Annotated in this window: 8 protein-coding genes; 7 read left to right on the top strand and 1 reads right to left on the bottom strand. The window is 40.4% G+C overall.

The features are described 5' to 3' along the window. Window positions 1–60: 60 nt before the first annotated feature. Window positions 61–639, bottom strand: a complete 579-nt coding sequence (locus BMX50_RS19555) for an RNA polymerase sigma-70 factor (RefSeq protein WP_091212230.1) — start codon at window positions 637–639, stop codon at window positions 61–63. Window positions 640–1,344: 705 nt separating this feature from the next. Here BMX50_RS19555 and BMX50_RS19560 point away from each other — a divergent pair. The 7 genes from BMX50_RS19560 to BMX50_RS19590 all read left to right on the top strand — a co-directional run bounded on the left by BMX50_RS19560 (window position 1,345) and on the right by BMX50_RS19590 (window position 13,154). Continuing rightward, window positions 1,345–5,481: a hybrid sensor histidine kinase/response regulator transcription factor gene (locus tag BMX50_RS19560; protein ID WP_091212232.1), complete on the top strand. Its 4,137-nt coding sequence runs from the start codon at window positions 1,345–1,347 to the stop codon at window positions 5,479–5,481. A gap of 187 nt (window positions 5,482–5,668) precedes the next feature. After that, window positions 5,669–8,824 carry a sigma-54-dependent Fis family transcriptional regulator gene (locus BMX50_RS19565; protein ID WP_091212238.1) on the top strand — a complete coding sequence of 1,052 codons (3,156 nt, stop codon included), beginning with the start codon at window positions 5,669–5,671 and terminating at the stop codon, window positions 8,822–8,824. Between the two features lie 57 nt (window positions 8,825–8,881). After that, a complete protein-coding gene (locus tag BMX50_RS19570) occupies window positions 8,882–10,048 on the top strand; it encodes a sigma-54-dependent transcriptional regulator (protein WP_091212242.1) in 1,167 nt (388 codons plus the stop codon). Between the two features lie 372 nt (window positions 10,049–10,420). After that, complete coding sequence (locus tag BMX50_RS19575) at window positions 10,421–10,960, top strand: carboxymuconolactone decarboxylase family protein (RefSeq protein WP_091212244.1); 540 nt, start codon at window positions 10,421–10,423, stop codon at window positions 10,958–10,960. A gap of 26 nt (window positions 10,961–10,986) precedes the next feature. Further along, on the top strand, window positions 10,987–11,373 hold the full coding sequence (locus tag BMX50_RS19580; RefSeq protein ID WP_091212246.1) for a DUF302 domain-containing protein: 387 nt from the start codon (window positions 10,987–10,989) through the stop codon (window positions 11,371–11,373). Between the two features lie 106 nt (window positions 11,374–11,479). Further along, window positions 11,480–12,016: an ester cyclase gene (locus tag BMX50_RS19585; RefSeq protein ID WP_091212249.1), complete on the top strand. Its 537-nt coding sequence runs from the start codon at window positions 11,480–11,482 to the stop codon at window positions 12,014–12,016. A 37-nt stretch (window positions 12,017–12,053) separates the two neighbouring features. Beyond that, complete coding sequence (locus BMX50_RS19590; RefSeq protein ID WP_091212253.1) at window positions 12,054–13,154, top strand: Gfo/Idh/MocA family protein; 1,101 nt, start codon at window positions 12,054–12,056, stop codon at window positions 13,152–13,154. Window positions 13,155–13,164: the final 10 nt, after the last annotated feature.

Consider the following 13,164-nt stretch of genomic DNA (forward strand, 5'->3'; position numbering starts at 1 on the left):
CTGGCTAAATGTTGTCTTATTTATTATAGACAAATAGCACGGCGGCCATGGGGGTAAAAATTATTTATTAAATAAAATAAAAATCAAGAATGTGATGATCCCCAACTTAACCCTCAATACTTTAAGCGCGTTTTTTACATGGCTCCTTACAGATTGTTCGGTAATATCCAGCTGACCGGCAATCTCCTTATAGGTCATATGATACTTGCGGCTCATTTCAAAAACTACACGCATTTTTGGCGGTAGGGCCTGTATTTCTTTATTGATGATCTCGGTCAGCTGTCGTTCACGTACCAAATGATCGGTGAGGATAGGGGTGATGACCTGCTCAGGGAGTTTTAATTTATATCTTTCGTGGATCTGTTTGCGCCCTATTACGTTCAGTATCCTGTTTCGGGTAGCGGTGTATAAATAGTTGGATAGGTTGGTCTTAAATTCAATAGTATCGTGATTGGCCCACAAAAACGCGAATAACTCTTGCACTACATCCCTTGCTTCTTCTTTATCCCTTACGCGGTTAAATGCGTGGATATACAACAAACCAAAATAGCGGTCGTATATCTCTGCAAAGGCCAGCTGATCATCCAGCCTGAGCAAATCTGTTAATTCGGAATCGCTTAGTGTGTTATAATTGACCATCGCGATTATTTAAGTTAACTAAAAAGGCACCCCTCCCTATTGGAAGCAGCCATTGCGTAAAACTGATTAATTTGTTAATTGGCGGATGTATTAAATGTGGCTTTGACATTAAACGCAATCAGGTAAAATGGCCTGTCAACTCCAATAAAGGTATCACGAAGATCTTGAAATGAATTGGCAGGTGTTATAACTTAAATTTCGAATTAAATTACAATAAAGCAAATTTATTTTCAAGCAGGAAATTTATTTCTTTCTACTGGAGGTTGAGGGGGCTTTGAATTGTTCTAATTTGTCTCAAAAAAGTTGGTTCGAATTCCACCCAGCAAAGGAAAACTACAATAGGCAAGCACGGAATTTATTTGATAATTAATTTACAAACAAGTAAATACTGTAAGTTTGATTGGCTACTTAAGGATTGGGGGATATCTCTTTTTACTGCTTGCTCTAAAAGGTCATTGAGTCCGATATATTGACACCTGACTTGTCAAATGAACTTGCAGTCAATCGAAATCAGCAACCTCTTAATGATAGCGTTTAAAGATCAATCAATACTATCCAAATTTATAACCATTTGATTGTCTTCATAAAAAATCGTTAAGTTTTTGGCCGTGATATAGCCACTTGCATGATAATTTATTGTTTTCCATTCATTCGGTAAAATCCTTAAATTTAGATTTTATCAAAGGGATATTGTCTAAGATACGCATGAAAAAGGTTTTTATCGTTATAGCTTGTTTGCTTTCGATATACAAAACTGCTTTTTCACAAATCTCATTTGATCATTTAACAGTTGCCAACGGACTTTCCCAAAGTACCGTTCTCTCTTTTTGTAAGGATAGCAGGGGGTACATTTGGATTGGTACCCGCGACCGTCTTAATCGTTATGACGCCCGCAACATTAAAATATATAATCACTCGTACAAAGATCCGGGCAGCATAAGCTGTAACGACTATGTGTTTTCGGTTTTTGAGGATCGCGCTAAAAACCTTTGGGTTGGTACCGTTAGAGGGCTTAACCGTTACATTCCCGAAACCGATTCTTTTGAACACATTTTAAAAGACAGCACCAATCGTAATAGCTTAAGCGATGATAATATTCATTGCATTTTTCAGGATCATCTGGGGCACCTGTGGGTTGGCACCAACAATGGGTTAAACATGGCTGTCACGTCAAATTCCAGAAAATTTACGCGTTTTTTTAAAAAAGACGTGATACATCCCGGCCTTGCAGGCAACGAGATCCAAACCATATATGAAGACCATGCCAACAACATTTGGGTGGGCACCGTTTATGGTTTAACCAAAATGACACTCAAAAACGGCAGATATCTATTTACATCATTTGTTAATTCCGAAACCAATCCTAATAGTTTAAGCGGCAATTCGGTGCAAGCAATTACTGAAGATGCCGCCGGCCGGTTGTGGATAGGTACACAAAGCGGCGGGCTAAGTTTATACCATCCAGAAAGCGGCACATTTACCAATTTTAAACACGATATAGCTAACAGCAACAGTTTAAGTAGCAATGATGTGCGAACCATTATGGTTGATAAGCAAAACAAGTTATGGGTTGGCTCTATTAACGGTTTAAATATCTATGATCCTGCAACCGGTTTGTTCACATTTTATGACCATGATACCGAAAATCAAAACAGTTTAAGTAATAACTCTATAAAAGATATTTATCTTGACAGGACAGGTACCATCTGGATAGGCACCATGTACGGGGGTATCAACATTGTTCATCCATACAGCATTCCCTTTAAGATATACCGTTCAAACAAATTTAAGAACAGCATAAGCGGTAATACGGTAAGCCCACTCATTGCCGATGCTAAAGATAATTTATGGATAGGCACCGATGGCAACGGACTAAACTATTATGATAAAAGCAAGAACCAGTTCACAAATTATATCAACCTCCCGGCAAACAATACGAGTATATCAACGAATTATGTAAAATCTATTTATATAGATAAGGAGAACAACTTATGGATAGGCTTTCACCAGGGAGGGCTTGATCTGTTTGACCCGGCAACACAAACATTTAAGCATCATAAACATGATCCGGCTAATCCATTTTCAATAAGCAGTGACATTGTTAGCTGTACGTTGGAAGACAGCCAAAAAAGATTTTGGGTGGGGACAGCATTGGGGTTGAATATTTTTGATAAAAAACAGGAACAGTTCCGAACCTATATTAACGATCCCGAACATCCTATCCGTTTAAGCACCATCGCCGTAAGATGTATTTACGAAGATTCCAGGCATAACATTTGGGTGGGCACAACCATCGGTCTTAATATTTTAAAAGATCATTCGCTGGCATTCGTCGCTTTTAAGGTAGACGAAAGGGACGACAATAGCCTTAAAGCCAGCTACATCAACTGCGTTACTGAAGACAGATCGGGTACCGTGTGGATAGGGGCATACCACGGTGGCTTAAGCAGGTATAACTCAAAAACCAATACTTTTAAAACCTATACCGCAGCACAAGGTTTGCCAACAGATAATGTTTTAAGAATTGAACAGGCTAATGACGGCGCACTGTGGATTAGTACCGATAATGGTTTGGCGAGGTTTGACCCCAAAACGGAAAAATTTAAAACTTTCACCGTTAAGGACGGTCTGCCCATCAATGAATTTAACGCTAACTCATCTTTCAGAGACAGTAACGGCGACATTTATTTTGGCACTTATAACGGCCTTGTAGGCTTTAACCCTAAATATGTAAGAGACAATAATTACGCAGGGCCTGTAATATTCACCGGCTTAAGATTGTTTAATGAACCTGTGCAGATAAACGATAAAACAGGCTTACTTAAACAAAATATCAGCTTAACACGGCAATTAACTTTCAGGCACGATCAAAATGTTTTCAGTTTAGATTTTACAGCCCTGAACTATAACACGCCCGAGCGTAATAAATTCATGTACAAGCTGGACGGTTTTGAAAAAAACTGGAACATTGTTAGTATACCATCGGCTACCTATACCAACCTCCCCACCGGCGATTATGATTTTTTAATTAGGGGCAGCAATAGTGATGGTTTGTGGAATAAACATACGGCATCTTTGCACATTGTTATACTGCCTCCTTTTTGGAAAACCTGGTGGGCATATCTCATCTATTTTGGGGGCTTTTGTACCATGCTTTACTTAGTTGTACGCTTTTTCAGGAAGCAGGCAAAACTGGAACGCGATCTGTATTACGAACATTTGAACCGCGAAAAACAGCAAGAAATTTACCAGTTAAAGGTCGATTTTTTTACCAAAGTATCGCACGAGATCCGTACCCCGCTTAGCCTGATCCTGGGGCCTATTGAAAAAATAATTGAACAGGCAGCAGAAAGCCCAATTATTGAAAAACAATTGGCACTTGTAAAACAAAGTACCGATAGGTTGTTAAGGTTAGTTAATGAATTATTGGATTTTCGCAAAGTTGAAAGCGGGCATCTGCAACTAAACGTTGGTGAATACGATATTGTAAAGTTTTGCCGACAGGTTTTTGATCCTTTTGAGCAATTGGCAACTGCCAATAATATCAATTATCAATTTAAAACTGCAGTTGACTCAGCCTATTTTTATTTCGATTACCAGCAATTTGAAAAGGTGTTATATAATGTTTTATCAAACGCATTTAAATTCACACCCATTGGCGGCGAAATAACGTTGACCATTGAACCTGGTCAGGAAAATATTAACATCATTATAGCAGACAATGGCACCGGTATTTCTGCAGAAGCATTACCCCACGTTTTTACGAACTTTTACCAGGATAATCCTACACCAAAATCACAGGGTTGGGGCATTGGGTTGGCGTTGGCTAAAAACATAATTGAACTTCATAAAGGGGATATAACAGCCCAATCAACACCCAAAACTTCTGAAGTATCCGGGCACACAGTATTTATTATCTCGTTGTTGAAAGGCAGCCAACATTTTTCTGAGCATGAATTGCTAAATACAGTTAATGATAATAATGACCTTCATACCGACGATATTATAGTTCAATTGCAAAATACGAAAACGTTGATTGACAGGCCTGCACCGAAAGGACGGGCAGTAGTTTTGATAGTTGAGGATAATGATGACCTTCGCGACTTTATAAAAGAAGCGCTTTGTGGCCTGTATGCAATCCACGAAGCAGTGAACGGGGCGGATGGATGGGAAAGGGCATCTAACTTGATTCCTGATTTAATCATCAGCGATGTGGCCATGCCGGTAATGGACGGGTTTGAGTTTTGCTGCAGGATCAAATCTGACGAACGAACCAATCACATTCCGTTTATTATGCTTACCGCCAAGGTAGCTCAGTCACACCTTGTAAACGGATTGAAAACTGGGGCCGACGTTTACCTAACTAAGCCCTTTAGTGTGCAGGTTTTGGAACTGAACATTTGCAACCTGTTGCAAGCCCGTGAGCGGATGCGTGAGAAATATGCACGACAGGTAACCCTGATGCCACAGGATAAATTCATCGAATCGCCTGATGAAATATTCCTAAACAAATTAATGCAAATAGTTGAAGGGCATCTTGAAGATCCGGAGTTTGACGTTAACCAGCTTGTTAATGAAATTGGCATGAGCCAAGCCGTTTTGTATAGAAAAATTAAAGCTCTTACCGATTTAACCATCCATGATTTTATTAAAACTACCCGACTGAAACAGGCAGCGCTCCTGCTGAAACAAAATAAACTGAGTATAGCCGAAGTGGCTTACTCGGTAGGTTTTAATGATCGTAAATATTTTAGCCGGGAGTTTAAAAAGCAGTTTGGTAAAGCACCGGCCGATTATATTTTGAACAATCCCGCTTCGCATGATGAGCCTGTTAAAGGCTGATTTTTTTATCAAAACTCTTTTTTGAATATTATTTACCCCTAAATAGCCGAATTTTTGCCCCCCTGCAGCAACTTATCATAAGGATATTTGTGTAAGGCGAATCCCTGACCGTCCGTTTTCTTTCCGATGAACAACCGTTCGTTATGTGTGCGCCCCTGAAACATATATCCCTATAAGCTGTACCGTTATGACAACTTTCTCCCCACAATCGCCACAGGAAAGTATTACAGATGATCTGTTGCTATTATTCAGTGCCGAGTTTTCCGCAGTTAAAAGTAAAGATCAGCTAACAACTATAATTGACTCCTGGTTAAAGGATGTACTGCTCTTTAATCAATCAACAATATTTATTGTCAATTCTGAGCATGGCCTTTACTTTGATTTTCTGTCACAGTCCGGCTTATCTGCTATCACTTGGCCGTTCAAGTCAACTTTGCATATTAAGAATCGCAGAGGCCAGGTAGCCAGCGCGAGCCAGTTGTCATCTATACCTGATGTTCACGAGTTCATAATCCCCGAAATGGTTGCTCAATTTAAAGAAGGGCTAATCATTCCGCTCAATCAGGGCGATAAGCCTGTTGGTTTTTGGGTAATGCTTTATAACAATAGTGCCGCAACCGCACGTGAGCAGCAAATGTTGATCCGTTTAATTGCTAACCAATTGACTATTGTAACCCAAATGCTGCTGGCGGAAGAAATCACCATTGAGCGTGAGATAGAGGCAGAAATTATCCAATCGTTAAACATTGATTTTGCCTCAATAAAAGAAAAAAAAGACCTTCTCAAGATCATCCATTTTAAGTTAAAAAGACTCTTTGATTTCGGACATCAATGGGTTGCCGTCATCAATGAAGATCAACTCAGCATGACCTCATTTTTACAGGATGAACATTCACAGGTAAAGGATCACCCTAAGTATCAGCAGGTCATCAATACCAAATACACCACTAACGACCGCATTTTCAACAAGGTTCTTTTATCAAAAGAACCGTTTGTTTTTGACCTGCAACAACTCTCCCAACGCTCCTCACTTCCCGGATATTTGGAAATACTTTATGAAAGTGGTATTAGCAAGGTAGTTATGGTGGGCCTGCAGGTTGGCGCACGCATTATTGGCGTTTGGGCCATTTGTTTGGTTGAAGATCAAACTATGGATTGCAGGCAACTTAACCTAATTAGTGGAATAGCCAATCAATTATCAATAGCGGTTGATAATATTATCATTAATCAATCCATCAAGCAAAAGGAAGCCGAAGCCGAGTTACTACTTAAACTGAGTTACGATATCAGCACTATCCGTAGTAAAAAAGACCTTGTGAGAGTAATCAATACCGATTTACGGAAGATATTTGATTTTGAGAGCATCCTGATTTTCATGTTGAATGGTGAATACAATCAGGACTCTTTTATCCTTTCATCGGTCCCTGATCATAAAACCCCTAAAATGGACGGTCCGGCCAATATTAACGAGCATACTTTAAACTGCCTGAATAGGGTATTGCAAACAGAAGGCGCACAGGTGTTTGATATGGAGCAATTGTATCATCAGGAAACAAGCCCTGAGTCGGTAAAACAGGAATTTTTAAACGGAATAAAGGAAAAGGTTACTGTTAGTTTAAAAGATGGCGATACATACCTTGGTATGTTTTGCGTTAACTCAAATGTAAAGGGCGGCTACACCGATCATGACCTTGACCTTATTAAAGGAGTGGCCTACCAGATTTCAACAGCTGTTTCAAACATTATTGCCAATGAAGAGATCTCGAGGCGTGAGGCTGAGCGTGAGCTCCTATTATCAATGAGTATCGATATCGGCGCTGTTAGGAACACCAACGAGCTTCTTTTGATGATGAACAACCGGTTTAAAGGGATGCTGGGCTTTACACATACCGCCATCCTAACTATCAACAAAGATCGTACAGCAGTGCATGCGTTTTTAAAAGACCCGGAATCTAAAAGCAGAAACCATCCCCGTTATGCAGAATTAAGCAAGTCGGGGTTTCCGGCAAAGGACGGTGTCCTTGATAAAGTGATTGATCAGTCCAAACCTATGCTGGTTGATCTGAACTCATTTGGGCAAGAATCGGATCTTCCGCTTTATATGAAAGTAAACCAGGAAAGCGGGATTAAACAATCAATAGTGGTAAGACTTTCAAAAGGGGCTGAAATGTATGGTTTCTGGCTTATATTTTTTGAAAAGGAATGTGTAAACTACGGTAACAAACTCAATTTAATTGAAAGTTTAGCCAACCTTATCTCAGTTGCTGTACTTAATATTATTGCCGACCAAAAGATCAGCAATCAGCTTAATGAGATCAATAATTACAGGAAGCAACTGGAAGAGGAAAAAACCTACCTGCGCGAAGAGTTGGAAATATCGCATAATTATGCCGAGATCATAGGGGATGGCCCCGCTATGCAGCAAACATTTAAGTTGGTAGCACAGGTAGCATCTTCGGATAGTACCGTACTTATCCTTGGCGAAACTGGCACCGGTAAAGAATTAATAGCCAGGGCTATTCACAATACTTCGCCACGTAAAAACAAGCTCATGGTGAAGGTTAACTGTGCAGCCCTGCCTGCCAATTTGATTGAAAGTGAATTATTTGGCCACGAACGGGGAAGTTTTACCGGGGCTACCGAGCGCCGTGTAGGCAAGTTTGAGCTTGCTAACGGTGGTACACTTTTCCTTGATGAAATTGGCGAAATGCCGTTTGACCTGCAGTCAAAATTACTACGAGCGCTACAGGAACGCGAAATAGAGCGAATCGGTGGCAAAGACGTTATAAAGGTCGACGTAAGGATCATAGTGGCAACTAACAGGCGGCTTGAAAAAGAAATGGAAGAGGGGCGTTTTCGGAGTGATCTGTATTATCGTCTTAACATTTTCCCAATTGAGATACCTCCTTTAAGGCAGCGCAAAGAGGACATTTTTTTACTCGCCACGCATTTTATAAATCGCTTTGCCAAAAAAGCAGGACGCAAAATTAAAATGATCAGTAAAAAGGCCTTACTTGATATGCAGTCATATGACTGGCCCGGCAATGTCAGGGAAATGGAACATCTTATTGAAAGAAGTATTTTGTTGTCGGAGGGTAATACTTTAAAAACTATCCACTTACCTACACTCAGAATAAAAACTCCCTCTTCTACTGAAAAAAAGGAATTTGAGGTTAAAACCATTGACGAAAACGAAAGGATACACATCATTGAGATGCTAAAATATTGCAATGGCAGGGTTGGCGGTTTTCGTGGTGCGGCAGAGTTGCTTGATGTGCCTGCAAGCACTCTTTTTTCAAAAATGAAAAAGCTGGGTATAAAACGCAATATCGCTGCTGATTAATCACGGAAACGTCTTGAATAGTATTTAAACTCAACCAGTCATAACCTTATCTTGATAATGAATATCAAACTGTTGATTGTTGACAACCAGGTTACGGAAGCCAATTACCTTAAAGCAATACTGGAAAAGGCGGGATATTTCGTTTCTTTTGTTGCTTATACTGTGCCGGCAGCTTTAAGCATCATCAGTAATGAAGATGCTCTATTGGTGTTATTGGATCTTGGTATTGAACAACTTGGATGGGGCCAAAAACTTGTTGCAGTCCTTGCAAAAAAAAGAATCCCATTTGTATATCTTGTAACAAATATTGACGTGTTTGCGCTTAATACAGCCAAGCAAAACAATGCTTACGGTATATTGGTAAAACCGTATCTCAAAAAAGATGTAAGCGTTATGATGGAAATAGCCTTTGTCGCCTATCAGCAGAAAAGATTATCGCCCACTTTTACATCGGTTAAACCAGAAATTGTTGGCATTATTAGCAAAAGCAAAGCCTTTTTGGCTGCATTGGAAAAGGCTAAGCTGGCCGCCCAGTCAGACATTCCTGTACTTATCTACGGCGAAAGCGGAACCGGAAAAGAAATGATAGCCAGAGCTATTCACGCTCTGTCAATTCGGAATACCGGCCCGTTGATAGTGATCAATTGCGCCGCGTTTTCTCCGGCCGTTATCGAATCAGAAATGTACGGTTACGACTGTAACCCCTTCAGCGGAGCGCCTGAACAACGGATTGGCAAACTTGAGCAAGCTAACGGCGGCACTATTTTACTCGATGGTATTACAGAACTGCCGGTAACCTTTCAGGCCAAATTTGTACAAAACCTGCTCAATCATAATATTAAGCCTTTGGGTAGTAAAAAACGCAGAATAAATGTGCGCGTAATTGCAACAACAAGCCATTTACCCGAAGACGATGTAGCACGCGGACACTTGAGGGTAGATTTATACTACTATCTTAATATGGCTGCCATTACTTTACCTCTGCTCAAAGAATGCAAGGAGGATATTCCCCTTTTGGCCAGTCACTTTGTTAGTGTTTTTGCCGGGAAAATAAATAAGCACATCATTGGTTTATCAGACGAAGCGCTTATGGCCCTCAAAAATCACTCCTGGCCCGGGAATATCAGGGAGTTAAAAAACCTGATGGAAAGATGCGTGCTATTAACTAATGGCAACGTAATTACCTCGGTATTCCTCTCTCCTGATAAGGATAAAGAACATTAGAGAAAAATATCAATTAGCTCATTCATCCTTAATTGATTGCTGGCAATTATTGCAGCGACAATTAACATATCTGCGACATTCCGTTACACGTTATCTAATCAACAATAATAAAAATATCTGATAATCAGTAGTTTAAAAAACAGGCATGCTTATTACTTGGTAGCTATTGTCTTGCGCATAACTATCGATATATCAAAAAAGAGATGGATAAAACAAAAGCCCAACAATATAACCGTATTTCATGTAGGATCTTTCTGCGTTTAATTAAGTTGTCCGATTTGTCCAAGCCTTTACCCTTTTTGTCCATGTTCGGATAATAGCTGCAAGGCTAATTTTGAAGCATCGAAACAAACACATATAAGAACAAAAAATATGAAAACTATAAAAGTCCCTGCATTTGAGCAGGTAAGCCCAGAGTCACAAGTATTATTTGAGCAAATGAAAAAACGCATTGGTAAAGTGCCAAACTTATATGCAACTATAGGTTATTCTGCCCATGCCCTTAAAGCATTTCTTGATTTTGAAGGCGAACTGAACCATGGTGCTTTTAACGGAAAACAACGCGAAGCTATTGCCTTGGTAGTTTCAGAAATAAATCATTGTGAATACTGTTTGGCAGGTCATACTTTGGCAGCTATTAAAAACGGGCTGTCGCAAGCTGATACTATCGATATCAGAAAAGGTGTAGCTGCCGACCCAAAACTCGATGCCATAGTTAAACTGGCAAAATCAGTTACAGAAACCAAAGGTCACCCTGAAGGCCAATATCTTGAGGCTTTTTACAACGAAGGTTTTGATGAAGCCGCTTTGATGGAGCTTATCGGTTTAGTTACAGTGAGAGTATTTACCAATTACGTGTTTGCTACAAGCAAAATTCCGGTTGATTTCCCTGCCGCGCCTGAGTTAAACTGAATTTAAACCATCAGCATTAATCTATTATGAACAATAACGGAGTGATCATTCGCCGGAGCCCTTTACCAGTGAAAGAAACAATTGATAAGATAATGGAGGCTTTATCCAAAAATGGGGCTACTATTTATTTACGCATAAACCAGCAAAGTGAGGCAAACAAAGCTGGTATCATACTAAACCCATTGGAGTTTATTCTGTTCGGTAACCCAAAACGTGGCGGCGAAGTAATGCAGGAAAACCCTGTTGCAGCGCTCGATTTACCCCTAAAGATCATAGCCTGGCAGGACGATGAACTTAAAACATGGGTTTATTTTAATGATGCTGTTTACCTGCAATCAAGGTTTTCATTAAGCCATGAGGTAACTGAGTTAATTGACATGGATCCGGTTGTGATAAGGATACTACAACAGTAATGCCACTGCTCGGAGAGGCTGGCAGAAACGGGCTTAAACTATAACAGAATCATATTTGAAACAGCTGAAATTAAATCAACATCATTAATTCATAAAACAGTTCACCATGAAAAAGCACTTATTTCTGTTAGGTCTGCTAATCATTGTTATGGCAGGCACAGTATCGGCACAAAAAAATAATAAGGACATCCCGGTTCCCAAATCCACAACACTCGATGCAAGCCTTTCAAAGTCACAAAATGACCAAATGATGCATGCCGGATTAATGTTCTATGCTTTTTGGAACACCGGCAATGAAAAGTATCTGCATGAAGCCGTATCTATGGATTTTTACGATAATACTTTACCTGAAGGACGCCCGCAAGGGTTTAAAGGGATCCTTTTCGCATCGGCAAATTTCCGAAAGGCAGTACCCGATCTACGTTGCAGTGTAGAGGACATTATCATTTCAAAAGACAAAATAACCTGCCGCCAGATTTATACCGGTCATAATACCGGGCCAATAGGTGATCATGCGGCGTCAGGAAAACCTATCCGCTTTATTGCCATCGATATTTTGCATGTTAAAAACGGTAAAGTATATGAGGATTGGCACCTGGAAGATAATCTCGCTTTTTTAAAAGAGGCTGGGATTGTAAAATAGCCTATAACAAACATAATAAATAAACAAAGTATAATTTATGAACGATCAGATTAAAGTAGGGATCATTGGAGTAAGTGCAGACAGAGGCTGGGCAACGGTTGCCCACATTCCTGCTATTAAGTCGTTGCCCCAATTTAAATTAACCGCTATCAGCAACCGCCACTCCGATCAGGCCATCGCAGCAGGTAAAGCGTATGATGTACTTCATACCTATCATAGCACGGATGAATTAGTAAACAGCGACGATGTTGACGTGGTTGTGGTAACTGTAAAAGTACCACAGCATAAAACTGTGGTAGAAGCTGCCATTAACGCCGGCAAAAACATTTATTGCGAATGGCCGCTCGGCAACGGGCTTATCGAAGCCGAAGAGCTTGCCCAAAAAGCAAAGGAGAAAGGAATATATGGCGTTGTCGGCTTACAATCTCGCGCGGTACCGGCTATTAATTTCATCAAAGACCTAATAAAAGACGGTTACGTTGGCGAAGTATTATCCACTACGCTTGTAGGTTCAGGTATCTATTATGGTGCCTTTATTGATCAGTCCACCGCTTACGCTATGGATGCTAAGAACGGCGCGGGAATGATCTATTCCACATTTGGCAACAGTATCGATGCGCTTTGCTATTGCCTTGGCGAATTTCAGGAGCTGAATGCTACAGCCACTACCCGTCGCAAAACAACAACTGTTGTTGAAACGGGCGAAGAGATCCCGATGACTGTTTTTGACCAGATAGCGGTTACGGGCATACTGGAAAGTGGTGCTGTGGCTACAGCTCATTTCCGTGGCGGTATGTTTAAAGGCACTAACTTTTTCTGGGAGATAAATGGCACCAAAGGTGATTTGGTGATCACAGCCGATGGCGGTCACCCGGGGGTGTTTGAATTAACTATTAAAGGAGGCCAGGATGAGGCTTTAGCGGTAATACCTGTACCAGATAAATATTTCAAGGTAAATATGGAACCCAAACAGGGCCCGGCTTATAATATAGCCGAAAATTATGCGCGCCTTGCCAGCGACCTTTCTGAAGACACATACCTGAGCGCCACTTTTGAAGATGCTGTAATACGACATCGCATGATAAACGCTATTGAGGTTGCAGCTGCGACAGGACAAAAGCAAACCTATCTTAAATAACATATAATAA

Source organism: Mucilaginibacter gossypiicola (assembly GCF_900110105.1).
Taxonomy (GTDB): domain Bacteria; phylum Bacteroidota; class Bacteroidia; order Sphingobacteriales; family Sphingobacteriaceae; genus Mucilaginibacter; species Mucilaginibacter gossypiicola.